Origin of the sequence: Micromonospora sp. NBC_00617 (assembly GCF_045161355.1) — a bacterium.
Taxonomy (GTDB): Bacteria; Actinomycetota; Actinomycetes; order Mycobacteriales; family Micromonosporaceae; genus Micromonospora.
The window spans coordinates 2,994,252-3,019,048 of the sequence record NZ_CP107751.1; the positions used below are offsets into that span (position 1 = coordinate 2,994,252).

A 24,797-nucleotide genomic window follows, 5' to 3' on the forward strand; every position below is an offset into this window, starting at 1 on the left:
CCGCTCCCGCCCGCTGTTCCGGTCGCGGACCTGCGCCGAGAAATTCAGCCGGCAACCGGCCCTTCATCGGCGCGCCTCTAGCCCACCGGTCGTTTCATTCAGCGGTCCAGCACGAGCCCTTCCAGCCGCCGTACGAGCCTACGGTCACGCCGAACTGAACCGTCGGTCGGAAGGAACGTGAGGCACATGGGAAGGAAGATGCAGGTCGGCGTCCGCGTGCCTCCCTGCCAGCCGGCGAGGGAGATCGGTGACTTTGCCTGCGAGGTCGAGCAGGCCGGCTTCGATGCCCTGTACGTCCCCGACTCGCAGACGCTGTGGCGGGACGCGTACCTGACGCTCTACGCGTCGGCAGTGCGCACCTCCCGGATCCGGCTCGTCACCGCCGTCTCCAATGTGATCACCCGCCACCCCACCGTGATCGCCGGACTGGCACGGAGCATCGACGAGGCCGCACCCGGCCGATTCGTCCTCGGCCTCGGCGTCGGCCACAGCTCGGTCGAGCCCATCGGCGTGGCACCCAGCACCGGGGCGCAGCTGCGCGACGGCGTCGACCAGATCCGCAGGCTCGTCCGCGGAGAGCAGCTCACCTACGGCGAGGGACGGGCACGCATCCGTGACCCGCGGCCTGACGGCATCCCCGTCCACATCGCTGCCACCGGGCCTCGCAATCTGCGCCTCGCCGGCGCCATCGGTGACGGCGCGATCCTGCTCTCCGGAGTCGCCGCCGACCCGCTCCGCCACGCGGTCGGGCTCATCCGCCAAGGGGCGATCGAGGCCGGACGAGACCCTGACGACCTGCAGATCACGGTTGCGGCACACACGATGGTCACCGACGACATCGAACGCGATGCCCGGATCCTCAAGCCGGTGGTCGCGACCATCGCCCAGAAGGGCGGCCGAGGCGCGCTGGAGCTTCTCGGGATCAAGGTCGACGTGCCCGCGCACGTACCCGAGGTCACCCCTGACCTGATCCACGCCGAGGACTGGGACCTGGCCGTCGAGGTGTCCTCGCGGTGGATCAGCGACGCCGACGCGGCAGCATTCGCCCGCGGCTTCTGCCTGTTCGGCTCCGCCGCGGACATTGTCGAGCGCCTGCACGTCATCGCAGACCTGGGCATCACGTCGGTCTTCATGCAGCACGTCGGCTCCTGGGACCTCCCGGAACGGCTGGTGCACTCGGTGGGCCGGGAAGTGCTGCCACTTCTCGGCGATGCGGCGCATGAATGAGGACGTCCCTCACGACACCGGTGCGCTGCGATCGGTCGCCGGCCTGGCAGGCGCCATCGTCTCGGCGGCGATACCACCGTTCCTGGTCGGGGCCCTCGCGCCACGGATCGCCCTGAGCATTCCGCTCGACACGGGGGACGTGGGCATTGCCATGGCGGGCTTCTACCTCGTCTCGGGCGTGCTGTCGCCGGCCGGTGGGCGCGTGGTGCACCGGCTGGGCCCGACCGCCGCACTGAGGTGGGCGTGTGGCTTGAGCACGCTGGGCCTCGCCGCCATCTCGGCAGCATCGAACCCCGTGCAGATGATCGTGCTCCTCACGCTCCTGGGCGTTCCCAACGCGGTCGTCCAGCCGTCGTGCAATGAGGTGTTGTCCCGCCTGCGGAGTTCCCAGGTCCGTGCAGTGTCGTTCGGAGCCGTGCAGTCGTCGATTCCGGTCGCGACGCTGATCGCGGGTGTGCTGCTCGCAGTCGCCAGCTACGGAATTGGATGGCGCTGGACCGTGCTCGGTGTAGCAGTGCTCACGGTCGCGGCACAGCTGCCCATCCCGAATCTTGCGCCCAACACCGGCGCGGTGTCCGCGGTTCAGCCCCCGCCTCGACGTCGCTCGACCAGCGCAGCGCGAGGCCCGGCGCGGGGCCTTCTCGGGTTGCTCGTGGCCACCGGGTTCCTGGCCTCGTGTGCGGTCACTTCCCTGCCTTCGTTCGCCGCGACGACTGGACATCACTTCGGGCTGGCGCCGTGGGTGATCGCTGCCGCGCAGATGTTGGGGAGTGTGGGCTCGGCGGTCATGCGGGTCGTCGCGCCGGCACTCACGAGCCGAGCGTCCGCACGGCGTCAGCTGATGGCGGTGGCTCTGCTGCAGGGCACCGGAACGCTCGGCTTTGTCGCCCTGGCCACTGGCTCGAGCGCTGGCTTCGTCGCCGGCACCATCGCGGCGTTCACCTTCGGGTGGGGATTCAACGGGTTGTTCAACCTGATCGTGACCGACGCCCACCCCGGCCGGATCGCGACCGCCACCGGACTCACCCAGGGTGGAGTCTTCATCGGGGGCATGGCCGGTCCCCTGGTCTTCGCCGCGATCGCCGGATCCGAACGCTTCGGGGCGGCGTGGCTGGCCATGGCGTTGTTCATGTGCGGGGCCCTCTCGGCGACGCTGCTGGCCGCCCGCAGAGCCCGGTCGGTCACCACTGCGCACACCGTCGTGCCCGCCGGACCGGTCACCGTACCCGAGGGCAACCGGTGGTGACGCCATGTCGCCACCTCATCCGCGCGGGCCGAGGCCGTTGAGTTCCCTCGGTGATCGCGGCCGAGTCGTGGCCGCCGCCGCCGTGATGGTGTCGGCATCGCTTCCCGCCTTCCTCGTCGGCGCGTTGGCTCCGCACATCGGCACCGAGATGCCGTTCGCAGCGGCCGAGGTCGGAATCACGATGGCGTGTACCTTCACGGTGGCCGGCGTGCTTTCCCCGCTGGGCGGACGGCTGGTGCAGCAGCTCGGTGCCCACCGCGTCGCCCGGATCATCTCGGCGCTGTGCACGGCCGGGCTCCTCGGCATCAGTGTCGCTCACGCCGTCTGGCAGCTGGTGGGGGCACTTCTTCTGGTGGGGCTGGCGAATGCGCTGTCGCAACCGGCGTCGAACCAGCTGCTCGCTCAGTTGCAGACACCGCGACGGCGCGCGCTCGCGTTCGGCGTCGTCCAGGCAGCCATCCCTGCGGCCGCGCTGGCCGCCGGCGCGGCCCTCGCCGTCGCCAGCCATGGTGTGGACTGGAGGGCGACCACACTGGTAGCCGCGGTGTGCACGATCGCCGTGCAGGCAGTCGTGCCGCGCCGAGGGGCAAGCTTGGCGCCGGTTCCACCCGCCCGCACACCAGGGCGCACACCGACGGCAAGGCCATCCCGCCCGGTGCCGGCAGGACAGCTCGCCACGCTCGTCCTGACCGGTGCCCTTGCCTCGGCGGCCGCTACCGCGCTGCCGACGTTCATCGCCACCGCCGGACTCGCCCAAGGGCTGAGCCCGTTCACAGTCGCTGGCGCGCAGATGGCCGGCAGCATTGGCAGCATCGTCGTCCGGGTCCTTGCGCCGGTCGCGGTCAGCCAAGCTCCCGAGCAGCGCAGGTTCACGCTGATGGCCGTGCTCATCGGGGCCGGCACCGCTGGCTTGCTGCTGCTCGTGCCCGGCACACCGGCCGCCTTCGTGCTCGGCGCGGTGCTCGGCCTGGCTTTCGGCTGGGGTTGGAACAGCCTGTACAACCAGCTCGTCGCGGCCACGGCACCGGGCCGGGTCGCAAGCACGACCGGCTCCACCCAGGCTGGCGTCTTCCTCGGCGGAACTGCGGGTCCGGCGCTTTTCGCGCTGGTGGCGGCCCGTATCGGATTCCCCACCGCGTGGACGGTGATGGCGGTGCTCATGGCCGTCGCCGCTGCTTGCGCACTGGCCGGACAGGCGGGTCGCCGCCGGCCCACCGCTTCCCGGATGACAACAGCCGAAAGGATCTGACATGCCCCTACGACGCGCATACGCCGACACTGCCCTCGGCCAGTTCCACTACGCCGACGCCGGCGCCGGCCGCCGCACGATCCTGATGCTCCACCAGGCACCGCGGTCGCTGGACGAGTTCGTGGAGGTCCAGCATGAGCTGTCCAGGGACTTCCGCACGATCGCCATGGACATGCGTGGCTTCGGCTTGAGCGCGCCTCTGGCTGCCCCCCAGACCATCGAGGCCATCGCCGAGGGCGTTCCAGCCCTGCTGGACGCGATCGGTGTTGAGACCGTCGTGCTCCTGGGTCACCACACCGGGGCAGTTGTGGCCCAGGAAGTGGCGGCGGCCTACCCCGAGCGGGTCGAGGCCCTCGCGCTTTCCGGGATGCCGTGGATCGGCCCGGAGCGACGGGCTCGCGATCACGGCGTTGGTGTGGACGATGCCCAGACTGCCGCGGACGGCAGTCACCTCGTCGACCTTTGGCGGCAACGGCTGCCCTACTACCCGCAGGGGCGACCCGATCTGCTTGACCGGTTCATCCGCGACGCCCTCGCACCCGGCGTTGACCCGGCGGAGGGCCACCGTGCCTGTGCCCGCTACGTCATGGACGAGCGCATCGGCCTGGTCCGCTGTCCGGTCCTGGTCTTCGCGTCGAGCGACGATCCGTTCGCTGCGCCCGCCGTACCGCTGGTGGTGGCCGGCCTCAGAGGGGCGGCCCGGGTAACGACCGCGCCCCTCGAAGGAGCGATGATCCCGGCCATGGAGCAGTGCGCCGACCAGGTCGCCGCACACCTGCGCGCCTTCCTGTCTGCTTGAGCGGCCGATGCCCGGACCGGCGGCCGCCGGTCCGGGCATCGGCACTCAGCCGAACGGGTCGACGCTCACGCTGCCGAGGAACTCTGTGACGACCGCGGCGAACTGCGCCGGGTCGTGGTCAACTGACGGCACGCCGACGCCCTGCAGGGTGGCCGTATGTGCCTGCGGCAGATGCGCCACCAGTTTCGGTACGTCCGGGAGCGAGAACGCGTCGAGCTCGCCACAGACCACGAGCGCCGGCGCGCGGACGAGATCGATCCGCTCCTCCATGCGGTAGGCGTTCACCGCCAGGTGGCCCTCCTCTACCCGGTCTTGCACCCGTACGGCATCCGCGACGAGGCGGTGCAACAGGTCCGGACGGTCGGCTGGATAGAAGGGCACTCGCTTGTTCCACAGCGCCTGGTAGTGGCTGCCGTCGTCGGAGATCGGCACGCCGTCGATCGACGGCCGGCGGCTCACCTCGTCACGCCTGGGGGCGTCGACGTACGGCACCCCGGACAGCACCAGCGCCGTGACGAGGTCGGGGCGGCGCGCGGCCAGTTCGAGCGCGATCACTCCACCGGTGTGGTGGCCCACGACCGCGACGCGGGTGAGTCCGAGGGCGTCAGCGAGGTCCTCCACGCCGTCGGCGAACAGCTCGATGCTCCACGGCTCAGCCGGGCTGTCCGAGCTGCCGAAGCCGAGGGTGTCCGGTGCGATCACCCGATGGTCACGCGCCAGCAACGGGATGACCTCGCGGTACTCGTCCCACGAGCGTGGCGTCTGGTGCAGCAACAACACCGCGGTGTCAGAGCCCACTTCGCCGTCTCGCCGCCCCGACCGCGCGGCCTCGGCGTAGTGGATCTGGCCGTGTCGTGTGTCGGCGTAGTTCTTACGCATTAGTCTTGCACCACCTGTTCGTCGTGCGGACACAGCACCAGGCGCCCCCGTATCTCACCCCGCTGCAACCGCGTCATCGCGTCCTCAAAGCCGGACCAACCGACCCGCTCCACCGGCACGGTGAGCGCGCCCTCCGCCGCGAGCCGGTCGACCGCGGCGAGCGCGTCGGCCGACCGGTCACCGCGGCGCAGCATGTTGACCGGGAGCAGGGCGACGTCGGCAAGAAGCCAGTTCGGCAGGTCGAGGGTGATTGCGGTACCCGCCGTGTGGCCGAGCGCTGCGATTCGGCCGCCGGGTGCGACGCCCGCCCGCAGGAGCGCCTCGAGGACCGGACCGCCGACCGTGTCGATCGCAACAGTGGCCGGCCCTGTCGCGGCGAGTGCCTCGACCAAGGCGTTGCCCTGCCCGACCACCGGCTCGACGCCTGGGGGCAGCTCGGCCACGCGGTGTTCGGCCGACACGACTCCGTATACCCGGCGTGCGCCGGCACGTCGGGCGAGCTGTGCGGCGACCGCGCCGACGGCCCCGGCTGCGCCGGTGACGATCACGGTGTCGTCCGCGGTCACCTGGGCGACGTCGTGCACTGCTACGTATGCCACAGTGGCGACGCTTGGCAGTGCCACCGCGAGCGCGGGGTCGAGCCCCGACGGGACACTGGACACCGAGGCGGCCGGTGCGGCCACCCATTGCGCCCAGCACCCATCGCCTGTAATCCCCAGCCCCGCGCCCCGAAGCCGTATCCAACGGCCAGTGCCAGCGCCGTCGACCACCACACCGACAGCCTGGGTTCCCCCGATATAGGGCAACCCCGGCCGACGCCCGAAGGTCCCGGAGGCGATGGTCCGGTCCAGGTGTGTGACGGTAGCGGCACGCACCTCCACCAATACTGAATCGCCCGCGACGACCGGGACCGGCATCGTCTCGAGGCGCGGCGGGCTGCCGAACTCGTGCACCCGGGCCACTCGCATGACAGGTGAGGTGCTCATCCTGCGAAGACCGCCGGGCGATCGGCAGCCCACGGTCGCGCTTCCTCCAACTGCGCAGCCACCGCGACGAGCAGGTCCTCCCGGCCGAGACCCGCCACCAACTGGATACCGATCGGCTCTCGGTCATCGGTGAGCGTGGCGGGCACGGCGATCGCCGGCTGCCCCGTCGTGTTGAACGGAGCGGTGAAGGACAGCACATCGATGGAGGCCTGGATGCCGTCGGGCTCCCGCCACGGCCACGAGACCGGCTTGGGAGGTGTCGCGAACACCGGGCTCAGCAGTAGGTCGAAACCCGACTCCCACCAGGTCGACATCCGGGCCCGGAATGCCCCCTGCCAGGCGAAGGCGTCGGCCAGCTCGACACCGGTGATCCGGCGGCCGCGGTGTTCCCAATACTCGGTGACGGGATCGAGGTCACCCGGCTCCGGAGGGCCGATCTCGCGGGTGAGCATCTCGATCGTTTGCACCACGGTGACGCTGAGGGCGTCGAAGAACATTGGCATGCACTTCGAGTCGTCCATCGCTTCGGGGTGGTCGTCGACCACGTCATGGCCGATCGACGCCAGCAGCTGCGCGGTCTGCCGCACCGCCGCGCGCACGGGCCCGACGACCTGCGGCGCGTGGTCGGGGGCCTGATCCATCACACCGATCCGCAGCCGTCCGGGATCCCGGCCGACCTGCCCGATGAGGCCGCCGTCCGGCAATGGCCGGCGAAGTCCCACATCGGCCGGAGAGGAGATCGCTACAGCGTCGAGCACCCGGGCGGTGTCGCGGACGGTCCGGGTGACCACAGCCGGGACGCTGTGCCCCCACCGGTTCGGGGCGCCGGGTCCACCGCTGATCCGGCCCGCGGTCGGTTTGAGCCCGACCAGATGGCAGAAGGCCGCGGGCATCCGGATCGAGCCCCCGCCGTCACCGCCCTGGGCGACCGGCACCATCCCCGCAGCGACGGCCGCGGACGCCCCACCGGATGAACCTCCTGAGGTGAGGTCCGGGCGCCACGGGTTACGGGTGATGCCGTGCACCTTGGTCTCGCTGACGGACAGCACACCGAACTCCGGCGATGACGCCTGGCCGACCATGACGAAGCCGGCGTTGCGCAGGCGTTGGATGATCAGCGAATCCTTGACGGCGCGGCGTCCATGACGGGCGGGCCAGACGCTGCCCAGGTTCGCCGGGTCGCCGGCGCTCTCATTGAGGGACTTCGTCAGGCACGGCACGCCTGCGAACGGCGCTGACCTGTCGACGCGCTCTGCCTCGGCGCGTGCCTCGTCATAGCGGCGGTGGGTGATGCAGTTGATCTCACCGTCCACTTTTTCGATTCGCTCGATCGCGGCGTCGACGAGCTCGCGCGGAGTGACTTCACCCTCGCGCACCAGCTCGGCTTGCGCGGTGGCGTCCAGGTCGACGAGGTTCAACGGACGGGCTCCTTCGTCTGCTCGGCGGGGTGATGGCAGGCGACATGGTGGTCGTCGTGCGCGTTCAGAACTGGTCGCTGCGTGACGCACACGTCCTCTTGGCGTGGGCAGCGTGTCGCGAACGAGCACCCTGTGGCGGCCGTGAGTGTTCCTGCGGATCCGCCAGGTCTGACCTTGCCGCGCCGCGCTTCGGGGCGTTGCCGCGGGTCCGGGGACGGCACCGCGGCAAGCAGCGCCTGCGTGTACCAGTGGCGTGGTTGGGCGAAGACCTGAGCGGTGTCGCCCATCTCGACGACCTCACCGGCGTACATGACGGCGACCCGGTCGCTGATCTTCTGCACCACCGCCAAGTCGTGAGAGATGAAGATGTAGGTGAGCTGGCGGTCCCGCTTGAACTCGGTGAGCAGGTCGAGGATCTGCGCCTGAACCGACACGTCCAGGGCGGACGTTGGTTCGTCGAGGATCACCACGTCGGGCCGCTTCACCAGTGCGCGGGCGACGGCGATCCGCTGTGCCTGTCCGCCGGAGAACTCATGCGGGAACCGTCGCTGTGCCCCTGCAGGAAGACCGACCTCGTCGAGCGCGCCCGCCACCTGGTCGCGGCCCTGTTTCGTGCGCGCTTCCCTACCCAGCGGCTCGCCGACCGACGTACCGACCCGCAGCTTCGGATTGAGTGAGCCCAGCGGGTGCTGGAACACCATTTGAAGACGCCCGGCCAGGGCGGTGCGACGCCGGTGCTCTACCGACTGGCCGTCAAAGGTGATCGTGCCGGCGGTGGGCGCCTCCAGGCCCGCCAGCATCCGAGCCAGGGTCGATTTTCCCGATCCGGATTCTCCGACGATGGCGAGCACTTCGCCTTCGCGCACGTCCAGCGACACGCCCCTCACTGCGGCGATGTGCTGGCCCTTGGAGCGGAACGTCTTCCGCACGCCCTGAATGGTGTAGACAGGCCGCCCCATGGGGGCTGTGGGCGCCGCGTCGGTCTCTCCGACCCGCGGCATCGCGGCGAGCAGCCGCCGTGTGTAGTCAGCACGGGGGTGTAGGAGGACGTCGCTCACGGCACCGTGCTCGACGATCTTACCGTCGAGCATGACGCCTACCCGGTCAGCGGTCTGGGCGATCACGCCCATGTCGTGCGAGATGAGGAGAACGCCCACGCCGAACTCGTCGCGGACCTCCCGAAACAGTTCGAGGATCCCGGCCTGGACAGTGACATCCAGCGCCGTCGTGGGTTCGTCCGCCAACAGAATTCGCGGATCGCCGGCGAGTGCGAGCGCGATGGCGACTCGTTGACGCAATCCGCCGGACAGCTGGAACGAGTACTGCCTGGCGCGGCGTTCCGGCTCAGGGATGCCGACGCGGTCCAACAGCTCCACAACAGCTTTACGCCGGTCCCGGCCCCGTAGTCCGCGGTGGCGATTGATGACTTCGGCGAGCTGGTTGCCGACGCGCATCGACGGGTCGAGAGCACCCATCGCGTCCTGGAAGATGGTGCCGACCAGGCGGCCACGGATGCCGCGCCAGCCCCTCGTGTCGAGGCCGAGCAGGGCTTGGCCACAGACAGCCAAGCGCTCAGCCTCGACACGAGCACCTCGGGGAAGCAGACCGGCACAGGCCATGGCAACGGAACTCTTACCGCTTCCGCTTTCGCCGATCAGCCCCAGGATCTCGCCCGGCTCCATCCTGAGCGAGACATCCTGCACCGCTGCCGGTGCGTCACCGTAGGTGATAGTGAGACCACTGATGTCGAGGAGCGGCTGCGAGGCGGTGGCGGTGTCACGCATGGGTGGGTCTGCCTCCACGAGGTAGGGCTGGCTGGGTCATCGGAGCGTCGCGTCCTTGAGTAACAACCGGGTGTTGGACGGCTCGGCGCTGAACTTCACGCCGGGCGCCCACGCCTCCCAGACCTGAACCGACGCGTACGGAATGAGGATGTAGGCCTTCTCGGCGATGTACCGGTTGATCTCCCGGTAGGCGGCGGTGCGCGCTTCGTCGGTCTGCGCATCCTCGACCGCGGCAGCCATCATCTGCCACAGCTTGTCGTCGTTGACCTTGGTGGCTGCGCCGCCCTTGGCGAACCACAGGTCGAGGTATTGGCTCGGGTCTGCGTTAAGCGCAGCCGTCAGCTGGACCAGATCGGCGTTCCACTTGCCTGAGGTGATCGCGCTCACCAGGCGGCTCCACTCGACCTGGCGGATCTCCACGGTCACACCGATCTTCGCCAGCTGCTCCTTGACCAGCTGTGCCGTCGCGAGCTTCTCCGGTGACTCCGCACGGATCGCCAGGGTGAGCGTCACGTTCTTTGCGCCAGCGTCGGCGAGAAGCTGCTTCGCCTTCACCGGGTCGTACTGATAGTTGGGCATGTCGTCGCCGACGTCGGCGCCGAACGGGTCACCAGGAGGGATCACGCCGGATGCGACACCCGCGCCCTGCGAGCCGATTTCGATCAACTGCTTGCGATCGACTCCGAGGTTCACGGCCTGACGGATGCGCTCATCCGACAGCGGCCCTTCCTTCACGTTCATCGCCAGCCAGTACGCACCCACCCGGTAGGTGTCTCCGACGGTGAATCCGGCCTTGTCGAGCTGCTGGGTGTTGCGCGGCAACCGCACCTGGGTCATCTGGATCGCGCCGGACTGGAGGGCCTGAACCCGGGTCGACTCGTCCGGCATGACGCGGTACTGCACCTTGGCGATTTCCGGTGCACCGTCCCAGTAGTCGGGGAACGCCGAGGTCGTGATCGTCGAGCCCTCCTTGAACTCGTCGAGCTTGTAGGGCCCAGTGCCGTTCTCCTGGGTCTTCAGCTCGTCCACCGACTTGGCGGTGACCCACTTCTTATTGACGACGCCCCCGCTCCAGGGCTGGGCGAGGAGGCGGGGAAGGGAGGTCTGCGGCTGGGTGAGCTTGACGACGACCTGGCTGTCGCCCTTCACCTCGACATCGGCGATGCGGTACAAGGATTTGTACGGGGAGTTCTGCTTCGGATCGACGATCCGCTTGAGGCTGAACTGAACGTCCTCGGCGGTGAGCTCGCTGCCGTCGTGGAACTTCACGCCCTTACGGAGCGTGAACTCGTACTCCGTCGGAGACGTACGCTTCCACTGCTCCGCGAGGGCCGGCTCGACGGTCTTGCCGTCGGGAGCCAACTGAAGGAGACCCTCGTAGAACTGGGCGACCATGCGCTTGGCATCGTGCGCCTGCGCCATGATGGGGTCGAGCCCGCTGAGCGGCTGGGTCTCGTCGGCGATCACGAAGGTGTCGCCCTTCTTCAGCTTCGAGGCGGAACCTGCTGCTCCCCCGCCGGATCCTCCTCCGCATGCTGTCAGGAGCAGGCTGGCGGTCGCGGTGATGGCGACCCCGACGAGTCGCATTCTTGTTCTGGATGTCATGACGTCGGTTACCTTTCACGGATCTCCGGCGATGGAGGTTGGACGTGCGCTTTCAGACGATCGACTTGCGTGAAACGGCGAAGCCCTCTCCGATCAGTCCCCAACCGACGGAGGAGAGCACGAGCGCTGCGGCGCCGCCGAGGACCAGCCATGGAGATCCAGTCATGTAGCTCTGCGACTCGAACACCATTCGGCCCCAGCTCGGCGTCGGCGGCTGCACTCCGAGCCCGAGGTAGCTGAGGGACGATTCGAGGAGGATGACGATCGCTGCGGTGTTGGCGAGCTGGATTGTCATCAGTGGGGCAACGTTAGGCAGCAGGTGCTTGAGCGCGATCTTCGGCTCGGCGACACCGGACACGCGGGCGGATTGGACGAACTCACGTTCGCGCAGCTCGAGACATCGCCCACGCACCACCCGGGCGAAGTGCGGAACGGTGACGAGCGCGAGCACCGCGATCAGGGTGGTCTTGCTCGGGGACAGGACTGCTACCACGCCCAGCGCCAGAAGCATCGAGGGAAAGGAGAGCAACAGGTCGACCGCCGACATCAGGATCGTGTCGAGCCAGCCTCCGCGCAGGCCGGCGATCAGTCCGATCGCCGAGCCCACTGCCATAGCGAGCAGGGCGCTGGCCAGGGCGATGGACAAGGACGTCCGGCCAGCGACGCAGAGGCGGACGAAATAGTCACGTCCGATGTCGTCGGTGCCCAGCCAGTGAGTACCGTTCGGCGGCTGGAATGGAATGCCGGCCACCTCCGTGGGCGTGAACGGACGTAGCACTCCGACCCCGAACGACAGGACGAACAGCGCCAGCAGCAGTGCGACCCCCGCCACGATCTCGACTCGGCCGCGCAGAAGCGCCGCGCGTCGGCCTTTGCCCTTCGTTGGCTGTGTCACGGGTGCCGTGGTGGACACGTCGGCAAGGGCGGTCATCGCTTGGCACCCACCTTGGGATCGAGGAGCGGATAGGTCAGGTCGACGGCGAGGTTCATCACGACGTACACGGCACCCAGCAGCAGCAGGCAGGCTTGGGCGACCGCGTAGTCCTGCTGTTGGAGGGAATTCACGGTCAGCTGACCGATGCCCGGGATGGCGAAAACGTTCTCGACCAGGACTGCTTCGCCGATCAGTCCAGCCATCTGCAGACCGGCGATGGTGACGACAGGCGCTGACGCGTTGCGCATGCCGTGCCGAACGGTTGCGCCGAAGCGGGTCGATCCGGCCGCCAGGGCGGTTCGGATGAAGTCCTGCTCGTAAACGTCGAGCATCGAGGTCCGCATGTAACGGCAGATCGTCGATCCAAGCGGAAGTCCGAGAGCCAGGGCGGGCAACAGCAGCGACTTCAGGTTGCCGCTCGGATTCTCAGCGAATGCGACGTACTGCAAGGTAGGCCAGCTCGGCGCCCAGGTGGAGGCGGCAAGCACGAGCACTACGCCGAGGACGAAGACCGGCGTGGCGAGTCCGAGGAACGTGCCGGCCCGGGCGAGCCGGTCGATGAGTCCGCCGCGGTTGAGCGCGGCGAGCGCGCCCAACGGCACCCCCCACAACACCGATATCACCGTGGCGGCGGCTGCGAGCTCAACCGTGCCCGTCAGCCGATCGGCGATCATCTCGCTCACCGGCAGCCCCGAGAACATCGAGGTGCCGAAGTTGCCCTGGAGCACCTGTCCGAGCCAGGCGAAGTACTGGACGACCAGCGGCTTGTCGAGGCCCAGCTGTTCCGACAGGCGCGCCCTGGCATCGGCGTCGGAGTAGGGACCCGCGAGGACATCGACCGGCGAGCCCGGCAGCGCCTGGACCAGTGCGAAGGCGAGGATAGACAGCAGCCAGAGAACCACCGCGCCACGCAACACGCGCCCCAGGATCATCAAGATCAGCGGCGGTACCCGCAGCGTCCGGCCCCAAGAGTCCCTGAATGGTTTGACGGCAGCGGTGCCGACTCGAACCTCACCCACGGTCATCCTTCCGACGGGGGCCTCAGTGTTGTGATGCTCACAGTGCAGCGCTACGACGGTGTTCCGTTCAGCGAACCTGGTGCGGGCGCAGCAGAAGCACCGGATCCGGGTGCGGCACTCCCGCCCCGTCAAGCTCGGCTCGGACGGCGCCAGCTGCCACAACACCCGGTACCTGAGGACCGGACTCCGGGTTCTCCGCCGGCAAGGGCTCGCACAGCGAGCGAGTGAACCGGCAACGGCCGTCTCGGTCAACGGACCGCGTTGCTGTGCCCCTCACCATGGCTCGGCGAACGATGCGGCTGATGCGCCGTCAGCTGTTGTCCGCAGAGGAGAACCATGTCCCAGACCAGCGCCCATGAACTTCTCGGCATCTCACCCCAGGACGAACAGCTGCTCCGCGATCGGCTGGAGAAGCTCACGGAGCTCCTGCTCGGCGTCAGTCACGACATTCACGCGCATCCGGAGGTCGGCTTCGAAGAGGTGCGTTCCAGCGAGCTTCTCGCCTCCGCCCTCAAGGAGCACGGGTTCCGTGTCCAGAAGCCGCTCGCAGGTCTCGAGACTGCCTTCCTCGGCACCTTCGACACGGGCCGGCCCGGCCCACGCGTCGCGGTGTTCTGTGAGTATGACGCGCTCCCGGAGATCGGACACGGCTGCGGGCACAACGTGATCGCGTCCGCAGGGCTCGGCGCGGCTCTGCTCACCAAAGAGCTGCTCGTCACTGAAGAGGTTGGCGGCACTCTTCTGGTTGTCGGCAGCCCCGCCGAGGAAGGAGGCGGCGGGAAGGTACCGATCATCAACGCCGGCGTGTTGGACGGTGTGGATGCCGCGATGATGCTGCATCCCTCGGGAGAGAACCTCTCCGCCATGCGGACGCTCAGCCGGGCCAGCATGGAGGTGCGGTTCACCGGCAAGGCCGCCCACGCGGCCGTGAGCCCTCACCAGGGCGTGAACGCACTGGACGCCGCGGTGCTCACGCTGAACGCGATCGCGCTGCTCCGCCAGCAGGTGACCCCTGACGTCCGCATCCACGCGATCATCACCGACGGCGGCCAAGCGCACAACATCATCCCGGAGCGCGCAGTCGTCGTAATCTCGGTCCGTTCGGAAGACCCGAGGTTTCTACTCGAGAGCCTGCGACCGCGGGTGGAGAACTGTGTGCGGGGGGCAGCGCTGGCCACCGGTGCGCAAGCGGACATCAAGCACATCGATCCGCCGTACCTCTCCATCGCACCGAACCCGGTGCTCGAACAGATCGTCGACGATGCCTACCGGCGGATCGGACGCGTCACGGAGCCGCACCGCGAGGAGGTCTTCCCCGGCTCCACAGACATGGGCAACGTCAGCCAGGTCGTGCCCTCGATCCACCCCAACATCGAGATCGTGCCCGGGCTGACCATGCACAGTCGGCAGGCCACGGAGCTCGTCGGCGGCGAACACGGCGACAAGGCGGTGCTGGACGGAGCGATGATGCTCGCGATGACCGCGAGCGCCCTGTTCCGCGCACCCGGCCTGGTCGACGGGATGAAGGCGGAGTTCACCGAAGGCGTCAGGGTCTGATCGGCGCGTGACACCGGTCGGCGTACGGCTGCGTCCGTCGACTGGTCGCGCTGCCCCGGAGTTGAGAAACGTCGAACAGCGCCGAAGGCCACCAGGAGCGCCACGAAGGCGATGCCATCGGCGGTGGCGAGCTACCGCACGGCTACCGCTCACTCGCAGTGTGTAGGAGGAGGTCAGCTATGGATACGATCGCGATCATCGGAGGCACGGGACCGCAGGGAAAGGGGCTCGGCTACCGCTTCGCGAAGGCTGGGCACCGGGTGGTACTCGGCTCCCGGTCCAAAGAGCGTGCCGCGGCGGCTGCCGAGGCGCTCCGGCTACGGATCTCAGGGAGCGGGTCTCTCGAAGGTGCCGACAACGTGAAGGCAGCCGAGATCGCCGACCTCGTCGTCGTTGCGGTTCCCTACGACGGCCATGATGCACTTCTTGCCGAGTTGGGCGACCATCTCGCCGGGAAGGTCGTCGTGAACTGCGTGAACCCGCTCGGCTTCGACAAGGCCGGCCCCTACGGTTTGGATCTTGGCCCGAGTTCGGCTGCCGAAAAGGCGCAGGCTCTGGCGCCCGAAGCACACGTAGTCGGGGCGTTTCACCACCTGTCCGCGGTGAGCCTGATCAGCGGGGCTGACCTGCTCGACCACGAGGATGTTCTGGTCTGCGGCGACGACGCCACCGCGAAAGCCAAAGTCCTCGAGCTAGCCGCCACGGTCACCGGAAAGCCCGGGATCGATGCGGGCCCGCTTCGTCTTGCGCGTCACCTGGAGCCGTTGACCGCGGTCCTCATCTCGATCAACAAGCGCTACAAGGTGCGGTCGGGAATCGCAATCTCCGGCTTGACCGGGGTTCCGAACCGATAGCCAACCTGGACTCCGCCTGCACGGGGCCATCCCGCTCGGCTGACAGTCACACAACCTGGCCCGGGCGGAGTCCCGGCTGTCATCCGAGGCCCTGCTCCATAAATCCCGTGGGTGATGCGACCTCCCGGCTCGCGTACTCCGACGTTTTCGGGTGCCTGCCCTGCGCGTCGCGTTTCACCCGCGCGGCCACGGGAATCGGAGGCGGACCACCGCGCCGGGGCGGTGGACGACCTGCGGGAGGGTGATGAGCGACAGCAGGTGGCCGGCGGAGTCGGGAGGGTTCGGACGCCGCCTGGGCGAGCATGAGCCGGGTGCCGAGCGGCCAGAGCCGACCGGGGGCAGGATGGTGGACAGCGCTGTCTACGCCGACGGCCGCCGCCACGCCTCCCCGGCTACCCTCGCCGACATCTACCGCTGCCTGCAGGAGCTGGACGATGCGATGGCCTGGATCGGCCTCTACCAGCCGAGCACCGGGCAGCTGCGGTCGCTCGCCGGGGAGTTCCAACCGCATGAGCTCGCGGTCGAGGACGCCATCAACGCCCACCAGCGGCCCAAGCTGGAACGCTACGACCACACCGTGTACGCGTACCGGCAGCCTGTCGCCGCCGTCGCGCCCCGACCGGCCGGCCAGCCCGGGTTCGCCTGGGCCGCCGACTCAGTGCTCGTCACCAGGACAAAATGGGTGGCCTCGCCAGCCCGTCCCGCCCTACCTTGTAACTGGATCTTCTCCGACCCACTCACGACAGGACTTCATCCCGCGTGACACCACCTGCTCTTTAGACCTGAGTGCGCGTTTGGGTAGTGGCTGGGTGGGCGTGTCGCACAGCGGGTCCCACCGATGAGCCTGGCTCGATCGATGGACAGGTATGGATCGAGTGCGGCGGTACCCCTCTGACCTGACCGACGCCGAGTGGGAGATCATCGAGCCGATGCTGCCGTCCCCGCAGTGGATGGGCAGACCGGAGAAGCATCCCCGCCGGGCCGTCGTCGACGCCATCCTGTACGTGGTGCGCACCGGGTGCGCATGGCGGTACCTGCCCGTCGACTTCCCGCCGTGGCAGACCGTGTACGCGCACTTCACACGGCTGAACAGGCGGGGTGTGACCGAGCGGATCCTGACAGAGCTACGGGAACAGGTCCGCCTGGCGCACGGTCGTCATCTGGCGTCTCTCCCTTGATCGGTCGATCAGCCGTTATTTGTACAGTCCCCCACCCGCCAGCGCGCCCACGCCGGCGCCACCTGGAATCGCTATCCAGCCAGCCGCCACCGATCAGAACTCACTGACGCCGAATCGAGACAGGCAGTCGAGGAAGCGTGCTCAGGGTTCGGGCGGCCATATCTGACACCGTAAGCGCGCGCCGGTGCCCGGCGCGGCTACCGAGCGCTACGGACACGCCTGCACCGCGCCCGGCCAGCGGCAGATCCGGATACTTGATCGAGGCTCGCTGGCCGTCGAGACCCACGCGCGTTCGAGGTGCGGTGGACATCTATGGTCCCTGCATGTCGATCACCGACCAAGACTTGGTCATCGAAGCGGCGGAAGCCGGGGCTGCGGTCGTCCGCTCGCACTACGGATCATCGCTGACACGCTTCCAGAAGTCCGCAGGTGACTTCGCCACCGCGGCCGACATCGAGGCTGAGAAGGCCATCATCGATGTGGTACGTACGGCGCGCCCGGACGATCTCGTGCTGGGTGAGGAGAGCGGGCGCACGGGCAACGGCGAGAACGATCGCATGTGGCTGGTCGACCCGTTGTGCGGAACGTTGAATTATGCCGTACGTAATATGCTGGCCTCGGTGAATGTGGCGCTGCGAGCCGGTGGGCAGGTCACGGTGGCCGCCTCCGCGGACCCGTTCACGAACGAGGTGTTCTGGACTGACGGTGCCGCTGCGTACGTGCGTCGCGGTGGTTCGGACCAGCGACTTGCCCCGTCGGCCGAGTCGAGACTGGTCGACGCCAATCTCGACCCACCGTTTCCCAACAAGGGAGTCTTCTCGGCCGCCCGGATGCTCGCTGACGAAGGATTCATCGAGCAGTTCCGCCCTCGCGTCGTCTCCACCACCCTGGCCGTGGCTTGGGTCGCCGCTGGCCGCCGCGCCGCCTACGTCACCGATGGTCACCTGTCCAACAGCGTTCATTTCGCGGCGGGAATCGCCCTCTGCCAGGCAGCCGGTTGTGTAGTCACCGGGATCGACGGCCAGCCGATTCACACCGGTCTGGGCGGTCTGGTTGTGGCTGCAGACGAGCAGACGCATGCCGCCCTACTGACCCTCGTCGCGAACCAGCGCCCACGAACGGATTGATCCGGTATCCGCTTCTCGGCAGATCCGGATGCTGGCGCTAGCCTCGGCCCTTCGTTAAGGGCTGTCCAAGGTATGGGCGGAGAACGAAGAAGTGCCTTCTGATCAGGGAAAATAGGGCTTGTCGAGAGTCCCTGGGCCGCGGCCCGGCTGGCCGTCATGGCCATGCTGCTGCGCGCCAAGTACACCCAGCACCCGCAGATGGCACAGACCCTGCTCGCCAGCGGCGACGCCCACATCGTCTACGTCGACTTCGACTCCTACTGGTCCTCGGCCGGCGAACGAGCCAGCAACTGGATCGGCCGCCTGCTGGAAGTGATCCGCTCCGAACTTGCCGCCGCCGAGGCAGGGATTGCCCTTCCCCCCGTTCACGCCACCGACTCCCCGGCGCCGCCAGGAACCCGAGGAGCAGCCTCCGAGCAAGGAGCTTGACCGCACGTCTCCGCTGCGGTTTGCGGATACCTACGGCACTGTCCCTCGCCGCAGGACCAACACATCCTCATGCGCCACCAGGTGTACGGGCAGGCCCTCGGACCGGGACTTGCGGACGGCCATGAGCCCGAACATCGACGCGCGGTGCACAATCTGCCCGTCGCGGACAGCAGCGAGCATCGCCGCGCACCGCTGAACCGGGACCAGCCCGACCGACTGCGCGACGGCGAGCAGTTCGCCAGGCAGGTCGATCAGGTCGTCGCGTTGACGGCGTACGGGCCGGCAGGTGATGACCACGGTCCCGCCGGGACGCAGCAGCCGGTAGCTGGCAGCCAGGATCGCGGCGAACCCGTCGAACAGTCGGGACCAGCCGCCGTAGGCGAGATTGCCGGACTCCCGATCTCCGTACAGGTGGTTGCGTTTGCGTACCCCGTTGTCCGTCATCCGGACCAGGCCGTGCGTCCCGCGCCCGTACGGCGGGGAGGTGAGCACGAGCGCCACCCTCCCCACCGCGGACGCCGGCACCAGGTCCAACAACCTGGTGGCGTCACCGGTGAACACCTGCGCGGTGCCGGCCGCGCCCTGCGACCGGGCGAGGGTGATGTTGGCGGCGGCCAACGCGGTGAACCGGGGCTCGATGTCGATCCCGATCCCATGCCGATCAAGATGCATCGCCTCGACCAGAGTGGTCCCGGACCCGCACATCGGATCGAACACCAGATCCCCCGGCGCGGTGTACGAGCTGATCGCGTGCGCGGCCAGGTGCGGCAGCATCTTCCCCCTGGATGGCTGGAAGTCTGCGGGACGTAGCGGCCTCGACGCTGGTCACGGGCGGGCTGTTGGCAGGTCAACCACACCGACGTGACCGGCAGGGGCTCAGCCATCGACAGCTCCGTTTTCCATCGTGCTGTGAGTCAGCACGAGCACGTCGGTGTGGATGTCAAGCTGTGTGCGCTGCCCGGGTCGCGGCGGCCGGTCGGCCGCCACAATGTGCTGCAGGTACGTCAATCCGGCCCGTTTGGCGGCGATGACGACGTCGACCGGTGCGATGACGTCGCCGTGTGGCAGCAGCACCGCCACACACCCGCCAGGGTGGAGGCTGGCCGAGCAGCGGGTGAAGAACTCGACCGGCGACGTGACCTCGTCGGGCGGCCAGCCGGTGACGATCAGCGCCGCCGGCTCCCGGCCCCAGCCGAGTGGTCGGGTCGGGTGGAGGTGGCTGCGGCGGTGGGAGGCGATGACCGCGCGGGCCAGTTGCGGCCCTATGCGAGTGGGGCCCGGCCTGGGTCGTCGGCGCGATCGGCGTCGCGTTGCGATCGTCATGCCCGGATGATCGATCCTGGGGTGCATGAGCGGTCGTCCCATGGGACATCTGGAATGTCACGGTGTCCGTCGGGCCCCGCTTGGTGGCGGGACCCGACGGACTCTTAGGCCGGTGGCGTCTGGGCGGTGTCGGCCAGCAGCAGGGATAGCTCCCGGACCAGGTCGTCCATGGACTGGCCGCTCTGCGCCCTGACCAGGCCGAGGGCAAGGTCGGCCAGCAGGTAGAAGCCGAGGGTACGGGCCTGCTCGGAGCTGAACGCCGACATCAGCTCCTCGGCGCCAGTGAGGTCGCCGCGGTGTTTGGCCGCGATGACCCCGGCGGCGCGTTGGACGATCTCGGCCGCCTCGGGGGTGTAGCCGCTCACGCCGGGTCAGATCTTCGGGGTGGCAGCGCGGGCAGCGTCGAAGCGGGCGGTGACGTCGGTCCAGTTGACCAGATTCCACAGCCGGTCCACGTAGTCCGGGCGCACGTTGCGGTACTGCAGGTAGTAGGCGTGCTCCCACGCGTCGAACACCAGGATCGGAGTCGACCCCTGCCCGACGTTGCCGTGGTGGTCGTAGACCTGCTCCACGATCAACCGCTGACTCAGCGGCTCCCACGCCAGCACACCCCACCCGGAGCCCTGCACGCCCTTCGTCGCCGCCGACAACTGACCGGCGAAGCCGTCGAATGAACCGAAGTGCTCGTCGATCGCCGCCGCCAGCTCACCGTCGGGGCGGTCACCGCCGTCCGGGGACAGGTTGTTCCAGAAGATCGAGTGCAGCACGTGCCCAGACAGGTTGAACGCGAACGTCTTCTCCAACCCGACCAGCGTCGCGTAGTCGCCCTTGTCACGGGCCTCGGCGAGCCGGTCGAGCCCGTCGTTGGCGCCCTTGACGTACGCGGCGTGGTGCTTGTCGTGGTGCAGCTCCAGGATCTCGCCGGACATGGCGGGTTCGAGTGCGCCGTAGTCGTAGGGCAGGTCGGGCAGGTTGTACACGGCCATGGGGTACGTCCTCTCACTACTGCCTCAATATTGCTGTTGCCATTATTGTGCAACAAGACCTTGATTGTCGGCCGGGGGCGTAATTCGTCACAGGAGCGTCGGAACGGCCCGGCCGCTCAGTCGGCACCGCGCAGCGGCTGCCGCACCAGGTCAACAACCTGAACGGGCCGTACGCCTGGCTGGCCGCCCTGGGCGAGGTTGGCGTCGGCGCCGACGTCACCTGCATCGAGGCGTCCCGGCCGACGATGGAGATCTCGACGACCTGCGAACCACCGGCTACCGCCGTGGCGTCGGGCCTGTCAGGTACGACTTCCACTCTCCCCGCGTACCCGAGCAGACGGAGGTCGGCGACGCCCTTCGCCGCAGTGCCCGCCGGCCGGCTCCGGGTCAACCCGACCGCGGCCTGAAGACCCGCCGGTACCCGGAGGTCGAACGGGCCCTGACCCGGCTCGTGGCCGGCGCCGGCGCGATCCGCCGCACGCTCACCTGAGCACGCGGTGGGGTGGCGGCAGGCCGCCGCCCTACCGCGGCTTTGGCAATGCGCCGAACACCTAGGCCAGGCAGCGTCAACCGGCTTCGGCGGGTGCTCGCCGAGCGCGGGAGTCGGGCCGTCCGGTGAGGATGGCGGCGAGGATCTCCGCGCCGTCGACGACTCTCGGACCGGGCCGGTTGAAGTAGGCGGGCCCGTCGACCACCCACACCTGCCGGTTACGAACCGCGGGCAGGTCCGCCCAGCCGGGCTGCGCGGCCGCCACGGACAGCTCGTCGATTGTTTGCTCGGGCGTGAACCCGCACGGCCCGAACACCACCACGTCGGGAGCCAGGTCCGCGATCACCGACCAGCGGTGCGGGGTGCTGTGTGCTCCGGGTCCGAGCAGCAGAGACCGCCCACCCGCGTAGGTGATCTGCTCCGGCACCCAGTGCCCGCCGGGCATCAGCGGATCGAGCCACTCGACGAACAGCACCGTCGGCCCGCCGGTCACCGGCCCGGGCAGCGCGGCGAGACGCGCCTCGGCGTCCGTACGGATCTCCGCTGCCCTGCTCTCGCTGCCGGTCAACGCGGCTACGGCGTCAATCGAGTCCAGGATCCCGGTGATGGTCCTGGCCTCCAGGGACATCACCCGGGTGTCGAGATCGATCATCCGGACCGCGTCGTTGACCCGCTGATAGGAGACCGCGCACACGTCGCACAGGTCCTGGGTGAGGATCAGATCCGGCTTCAGTTCCTCCAGCATGGCGGCGTCGAGCTGGTACAGCGACGATCCTCGGTGTGCGTCGCCGGCGATCGCCGCCGAGATCTCCCGGCTTGTCAAGGGCTCAGGCAGGGAAGTCGCGGTCACGGCCGGGATGTCGGCCAGGTCGCCCGGCGGCCAGTCACACTCGTGCGTACGGCCGACCAGGTGCCCGGTCAGGCCGAGCATGGCCACGATGTCCGTGGCAGCCGGCAGCAGGGAGACGATTCGCACACCCGCCTGCCTACCAGGCACAACCGTGCGACGTCCACTTCGAGGACAGTCCGAGCCGGGTCTCAGACCTCCTCGGCGCCGTCGAGCAGCGCCCGCCGCAGGGCCAACCGGTGCTCCCGGCGGATCTCCGCCTCCCGGTAGCGACGCCGGTCCCCGTCCGTCTCCGGCAGCAACGGCGGCACCGTACGCGGCTGGCCGTCATCGTCGATGGCCACCATGACCAGGTGGGCGGTCGCCACGTCGGTGGGCGGCACCGCCCTGTCCCACCGGTCCGCGGTGACCTTCACGGCCACCTCCATCGAGCTACGGCCCGCCCAGGTGATGCGCGTCGACGTGCATGATGTCGCCGACCCGAACCGCCCGCAGGAACGCGGTCTCGTCGATCGCGGCGGTCACCGCCGGGCCATCGGAATGCCGGGCGGCGACCACCCCGGCAACGGAGTCGATGAGGTTGAGGATCCGGCCGCCGCGCACCGTACCCATCAGGTTCGTGTGGTGCTGATCCATGATCTGCGACAGGGTCAGGTGCGACGCCGACGGTGGTCGACCGGCGATCGTGATGATGTCGTGCACAGCGGTAGTCCGTCCCTCGGGAAACCACACCACCGGATCGCGGGCGCACGCTGACGAGGACGCGACCGCGCAGACCACGCGGCACGTCACCCGTTCAGCCCACCCGCGAGGCCGACGGCAGCGCACACGGTTGTGTACGCGGCACCGGCAGGTCTTCGGACTCGCGGGCCCGACCGGCTCTTGGCCGGTCTCCTACTGGCCGTCGCTTCCCAGGCCACTGGCCCAGTGCTGATGACGGCTGTCGTTCCCACTCACCGCTGCGGGGCAGCCCCGGAAGCCACTGGACAAGCCGGTACGGGAGTACTTCCTGGTCAATGGGCAGTTCGAGCCACGCGAGTACACGACGGGGTTCCCGGCGGTGGTGGCCCTCGCGCATCTGCCCGCCAAGGGCCAGTACTCGGTGAGTTACCTGTCGATCGCCTCGGACGGCGACACGGTCCGAGGCACGATGACCTTCCGCTACAGCGGGCGGGCGACGGCCGCGCCGCAGGGGTGGAGCCCGCCGACGAACCAGCCGGACCCGGCGCTGCTGGCCGCCACCGAGCAGCACAAGTCGTCCGGGCAGGCGTCTGCGGTACCGACCACAGCAGCCGAGCAGGCGAGCGCACCGGCGGCGGCTCCCCCGGTCGAGCCGAGTGACGACGACGGCCCCGGAGCGACGGTCTGGGCCGGCTTGGCGGCGGCGGCCGTGGCAGCGGTGGCCGGATTGATCGCTTGGCGTCGTCGCCTGGTTTCCAGGGGAAGGCCCACCGGCCGGAGCCGCACCTCACCGGCGACCTCCGGCCGACGCAGCCCCAGTGGCCGTTCCGGGCACAAGACCGTCGGCGGCAAGACCGGCGCTCGTCCCGGACAGAAGTCCGTCGTCGGCATGACCGGCACGACCACAGGCGCCAATGGGCTCGCCACCGACGGCAAGCGGCGACCCAGCACCGTACCGGCGGCGCGCAAGGGCAACGCGGCTGTCGTGGCCCGGACGGGTGTCGCGGTCGATCTGGTTCCGACCGATCGCGAGGCAGATCCCCTCGCCAGAACCGACGGTAAGTCGCCGTCCAGGCTCGTCGCCCCCGCATCATCGTCCGATGTGGACGTCGCCGCCATGGCACCGGGATCCCGGCTGAGCAACACCCACCTGGCGCTGCTCGTCGGTGGGCTGATGCTGGCACTGCTGGCCGGATTCGGGCTGGCCCGCATCGGCACCGCCGACCAGAACCCGGCCGCCACCACCGCACGCCAGCCATTGGGCGGGTCGCCGGCCTCGGGACAGGCGGTGTCCGCCGCTGATGGGCACCAACACGCGCCGGGGATCGGGCCCCACACCCACCCGGGTGACGGCTCAACCGGCGAGACGCTGGCGACCGGGACGACGATCAGCGCGGGCGGGTACACCCTGCAACCGCTGGAGCGGTCCCAACCGCCCGGTGTACGCGCCGACTACCGGTTCCGGATCGTCGGCACCGACCGGCAGGCGGCGACCCGCTTCGCGGTCGTCTACGACAAGCCATTGCACATGATCGTGGTGGGCCGCGACCTGACTGGCTACCAGCACCTGCATCCGACGATGGCACCCGACGGCACCTGGAGCGTCCCGCTGACGCTGGCCCGACCCGGCGGCTACCGCGTCTACGCCGACTTCTCCGTCACCGCGACCGACGGCAGGCAGATACCCCTCGTGCTGGGCGTCGACCACATCGTGCCCGGCGCGCACACCCCCGCTGCTCTGCCGCCGGCGCAGGCACAGGCGACGGCAGGGCCGTACGCGGTGTCGATGAACGGCACCCCGGCGGTGGGGGTGACGGTGCCAATGCAGTTCCAGGTCAAGAACGCCGACACGACCACGCCCGCGCAGCTCGAGCGGTACCTCGGGGCGTACGGGCACCTGGTCGTCGTCCGCGAGGGCGACCTCGGCTACGTGCACGTCCACCCCGAACAGGAGCTTGTCGACGGGGCCGTCCAGTTCTGGCTGACCGCCCCGAGTTCCGGCCGGTACCGGGCCTTCTTCGACTTCCAGGTGAGCGGAAAGGTGCACACCGCCGAGTACACGATCAACCTGCCCTGAGCGGACGCCGCGAATCTGACCCTGAAGCCATGGAACTGGTTCCCGCCGTCGTCCGCCCGGTGGCGGGCGTGGGTCAGGCCCTGGCTGATTCGGCCACGAACG

At 68.9% G+C, this 24,797-nt stretch carries 24 protein-coding genes, 1 pseudogene and 1 riboswitch; of the genes and pseudogenes, 12 read left to right on the plus strand and 13 right to left on the minus strand.

What is annotated here, in order from left to right:
* Nucleotides 1–186 precede the first annotated feature (186 nt).
* From OG505_RS13720 to OG505_RS13735, 4 genes are all read left to right on the plus strand, one after another.
* Nucleotides 187–1,227, plus strand: coding sequence for an LLM class flavin-dependent oxidoreductase (locus OG505_RS13720; protein ID WP_405433640.1), 1,041 nt, complete (start codon nt 187–189; stop codon nt 1,225–1,227).
* Nucleotides 1,220–2,473, plus strand: a complete 1,254-nt coding sequence (locus OG505_RS13725) for an MFS transporter (protein ID WP_405433642.1) — start codon at nt 1,220–1,222, stop codon at nt 2,471–2,473. The genes OG505_RS13720 and OG505_RS13725 overlap by 8 nt, the downstream gene beginning before the upstream one ends.
* A 67-nt stretch (nt 2,474–2,540) precedes the next feature.
* Nucleotides 2,541–3,722, plus strand: coding sequence for an MFS transporter (locus OG505_RS13730; protein WP_405433643.1), 1,182 nt, complete (start codon nt 2,541–2,543; stop codon nt 3,720–3,722).
* Nucleotide 3,723: 1 nt separating this feature from the next.
* The gene (locus OG505_RS13735; protein WP_405433645.1) at nt 3,724–4,521 is read left to right on the plus strand and encodes an alpha/beta fold hydrolase; all 798 of its coding nucleotides are present in this window, start codon (nt 3,724–3,726) and stop codon (nt 4,519–4,521) included.
* Between the two features lie 45 nt (nt 4,522–4,566).
* On the opposite strand, the gene OG505_RS13740 is transcribed toward OG505_RS13735, so the two are convergent.
* From OG505_RS13740 to OG505_RS13770, 7 genes are all read right to left on the minus strand, one after another.
* Entirely contained in the window at nt 4,567–5,400 is an 834-nt protein-coding gene (locus tag OG505_RS13740; RefSeq protein WP_405433647.1) for an alpha/beta fold hydrolase, read from the minus strand.
* The gene (locus OG505_RS13745) at nt 5,400–6,353 is read right to left on the minus strand and encodes a zinc-binding alcohol dehydrogenase family protein (RefSeq protein ID WP_405433649.1); all 954 of its coding nucleotides are present in this window, start codon (nt 6,351–6,353) and stop codon (nt 5,400–5,402) included. The genes OG505_RS13740 and OG505_RS13745 overlap by 1 nt, the downstream gene beginning before the upstream one ends.
* 29 nt (nt 6,354–6,382) lie before the next feature.
* Nucleotides 6,383–7,894 (minus strand): amidase, encoded by a 1,512-nt coding sequence (locus tag OG505_RS13750; protein ID WP_405434489.1) that lies wholly within the window; start codon nt 7,892–7,894, stop codon nt 6,383–6,385.
* Nucleotides 7,801–9,588, minus strand: a complete 1,788-nt coding sequence (locus tag OG505_RS13755; RefSeq protein WP_405433651.1) for a dipeptide ABC transporter ATP-binding protein — start codon at nt 9,586–9,588, stop codon at nt 7,801–7,803. Before OG505_RS13755 ends, OG505_RS13750 begins: the two co-directional genes overlap by 94 nt.
* A gap of 36 nt (nt 9,589–9,624) precedes the next feature.
* The gene (locus tag OG505_RS13760; RefSeq protein WP_405433652.1) at nt 9,625–11,175 is read right to left on the minus strand and encodes an ABC transporter substrate-binding protein; all 1,551 of its coding nucleotides are present in this window, start codon (nt 11,173–11,175) and stop codon (nt 9,625–9,627) included.
* 70 nt (nt 11,176–11,245) lie between these two features.
* Nucleotides 11,246–12,124, minus strand: a complete 879-nt coding sequence (locus OG505_RS13765; protein ID WP_405433654.1) for an ABC transporter permease — start codon at nt 12,122–12,124, stop codon at nt 11,246–11,248.
* Entirely contained in the window at nt 12,121–13,146 is a 1,026-nt protein-coding gene (locus OG505_RS13770) for an ABC transporter permease (protein WP_405433655.1), read from the minus strand. The genes OG505_RS13765 and OG505_RS13770 overlap by 4 nt, the downstream gene beginning before the upstream one ends.
* 336 nt (nt 13,147–13,482) lie before the next feature.
* Here OG505_RS13770 and OG505_RS13775 point away from each other — a divergent pair, with 336 nt between their 5' ends.
* The 6 genes from OG505_RS13775 to OG505_RS13800 all read left to right on the plus strand — a co-directional run bounded on the left by OG505_RS13775 (nt 13,483) and on the right by OG505_RS13800 (nt 18,291).
* On the plus strand, nt 13,483–14,703 hold the full coding sequence (locus OG505_RS13775; RefSeq protein WP_405433656.1) for a M20 family metallopeptidase: 1,221 nt from the start codon (nt 13,483–13,485) through the stop codon (nt 14,701–14,703).
* A 179-nt stretch (nt 14,704–14,882) separates the two neighbouring features.
* Entirely contained in the window at nt 14,883–15,557 is a 675-nt protein-coding gene (gene npdG, locus OG505_RS13780; protein ID WP_405433658.1) for an NADPH-dependent F420 reductase, read from the plus strand.
* A 244-nt stretch (nt 15,558–15,801) separates the two neighbouring features.
* On the plus strand, nt 15,802–16,320 hold the full coding sequence (locus OG505_RS13785) for a hypothetical protein (protein WP_405433659.1): 519 nt from the start codon (nt 15,802–15,804) through the stop codon (nt 16,318–16,320).
* Between the two features lie 103 nt (nt 16,321–16,423).
* The gene (locus tag OG505_RS13790; protein ID WP_405433660.1) at nt 16,424–16,735 is read left to right on the plus strand and encodes a transposase; all 312 of its coding nucleotides are present in this window, start codon (nt 16,424–16,426) and stop codon (nt 16,733–16,735) included.
* Nucleotides 16,736–17,058: 323 nt separating this feature from the next.
* Complete coding sequence (locus OG505_RS13795; RefSeq protein WP_405425905.1) at nt 17,059–17,862, plus strand: inositol monophosphatase family protein; 804 nt, start codon at nt 17,059–17,061, stop codon at nt 17,860–17,862.
* A 111-nt stretch (nt 17,863–17,973) separates the two neighbouring features.
* Nucleotides 17,974–18,291: an NADAR family protein gene (locus tag OG505_RS13800; protein ID WP_405434490.1), complete on the plus strand. Its 318-nt coding sequence runs from the start codon at nt 17,974–17,976 to the stop codon at nt 18,289–18,291.
* Nucleotides 18,292–18,321: 30 nt separating this feature from the next.
* On the opposite strand, the gene OG505_RS13805 is transcribed toward OG505_RS13800, so the two are convergent.
* The 4 genes from OG505_RS13805 to OG505_RS13820 form a co-directional block, all read right to left on the minus strand.
* Nucleotides 18,322–19,065, minus strand: coding sequence for a TRM11 family SAM-dependent methyltransferase (locus tag OG505_RS13805; RefSeq protein ID WP_405433662.1), 744 nt, complete (start codon nt 19,063–19,065; stop codon nt 18,322–18,324).
* A 102-nt stretch (nt 19,066–19,167) separates the two neighbouring features.
* The gene (locus tag OG505_RS13810) at nt 19,168–19,371 is read right to left on the minus strand and encodes a hypothetical protein (protein WP_405433663.1); all 204 of its coding nucleotides are present in this window, start codon (nt 19,369–19,371) and stop codon (nt 19,168–19,170) included.
* Nucleotides 19,372–19,718: 347 nt separating this feature from the next.
* Nucleotides 19,719–19,979 (minus strand): superoxide dismutase, encoded by a 261-nt coding sequence (locus OG505_RS13815; RefSeq protein ID WP_405433665.1) that lies wholly within the window; start codon nt 19,977–19,979, stop codon nt 19,719–19,721.
* A 6-nt stretch (nt 19,980–19,985) separates the two neighbouring features.
* Entirely contained in the window at nt 19,986–20,600 is a 615-nt protein-coding gene (locus tag OG505_RS13820) for a superoxide dismutase (RefSeq protein ID WP_357555581.1), read from the minus strand.
* Nucleotides 20,601–20,664: 64 nt separating this feature from the next.
* Between OG505_RS13820 and OG505_RS13825 the strand changes: the two genes are divergently transcribed.
* Nucleotides 20,665–21,090 (plus strand): hypothetical protein, encoded by a 426-nt coding sequence (locus OG505_RS13825; RefSeq protein WP_405433667.1) that lies wholly within the window; start codon nt 20,665–20,667, stop codon nt 21,088–21,090.
* A gap of 76 nt (nt 21,091–21,166) precedes the next feature.
* Here OG505_RS13825 and OG505_RS13830 read toward each other — a convergent pair whose 3' ends face one another.
* Together OG505_RS13830 and OG505_RS13835 are read right to left on the minus strand one after the other, a co-directional pair.
* Nucleotides 21,167–22,066 (minus strand): ABC transporter substrate-binding protein, encoded by a 900-nt coding sequence (locus OG505_RS13830; RefSeq protein WP_405433669.1) that lies wholly within the window; start codon nt 22,064–22,066, stop codon nt 21,167–21,169.
* Nucleotides 22,067–22,128: 62 nt separating this feature from the next.
* A pseudogene (locus OG505_RS13835) lies at nt 22,129–22,573 on the minus strand (acyl-CoA thioesterase).
* A 216-nt stretch (nt 22,574–22,789) separates the two neighbouring features.
* A riboswitch (cobalamin riboswitch) is annotated at nt 22,790–22,993 on the minus strand.
* A gap of 4 nt (nt 22,994–22,997) precedes the next feature.
* Between OG505_RS13835 and OG505_RS13840 the strand changes: the two are divergent.
* Complete coding sequence (locus OG505_RS13840) at nt 22,998–24,695, plus strand: copper resistance protein CopC (RefSeq protein ID WP_405433670.1); 1,698 nt, start codon at nt 22,998–23,000, stop codon at nt 24,693–24,695.
* The last annotated feature ends 102 nt before the right edge of the window (nt 24,696–24,797 follow it).

Bases quoted from the DNA above. Each gene is read 5' to 3' on its own strand.
- OG505_RS13795 (WP_405425905.1), top strand. From the start codon at position 17,059: ATGTCGATCACCGACCAAGACTTGGTCATCGAAGCGGCGGAAGCCGGG.
- OG505_RS13740 (WP_405433647.1), bottom strand. From the start codon at position 5,400: ATGCGTAAGAACTACGCCGACACACGACACGGCCAGATCCACTACGCC.
- OG505_RS13755 (WP_405433651.1), bottom strand. From the start codon at position 9,588: ATGCGTGACACCGCCACCGCCTCGCAGCCGCTCCTCGACATCAGTGGT.
- OG505_RS13765 (WP_405433654.1), bottom strand. From the start codon at position 12,124: ATGACCGCCCTTGCCGACGTGTCCACCACGGCACCCGTGACACAGCCA.
- OG505_RS13775 (WP_405433656.1), top strand. From the start codon at position 13,483: ATGTCCCAGACCAGCGCCCATGAACTTCTCGGCATCTCACCCCAGGAC.
- OG505_RS13785 (WP_405433659.1), top strand. From the start codon at position 15,802: ATGAGCGACAGCAGGTGGCCGGCGGAGTCGGGAGGGTTCGGACGCCGC.
- OG505_RS13790 (WP_405433660.1), top strand. From the start codon at position 16,424: ATGGATCGAGTGCGGCGGTACCCCTCTGACCTGACCGACGCCGAGTGG.
- npdG (WP_405433658.1), top strand. From the start codon at position 14,883: ATGGATACGATCGCGATCATCGGAGGCACGGGACCGCAGGGAAAGGGG.
- OG505_RS13760 (WP_405433652.1), bottom strand. From the start codon at position 11,175: ATGCGACTCGTCGGGGTCGCCATCACCGCGACCGCCAGCCTGCTCCTG.
- OG505_RS13720 (WP_405433640.1), top strand. From the start codon at position 187: ATGGGAAGGAAGATGCAGGTCGGCGTCCGCGTGCCTCCCTGCCAGCCG.
- OG505_RS13725 (WP_405433642.1), top strand. From the start codon at position 1,220: ATGAATGAGGACGTCCCTCACGACACCGGTGCGCTGCGATCGGTCGCC.
- OG505_RS13805 (WP_405433662.1), bottom strand. From the start codon at position 19,065: ATGCTGCCGCACCTGGCCGCGCACGCGATCAGCTCGTACACCGCGCCG.
- OG505_RS13820 (WP_357555581.1), bottom strand. From the start codon at position 20,600: ATGGCCGTGTACAACCTGCCCGACCTGCCCTACGACTACGGCGCACTC.
- OG505_RS13735 (WP_405433645.1), top strand. From the start codon at position 3,724: ATGCCCCTACGACGCGCATACGCCGACACTGCCCTCGGCCAGTTCCAC.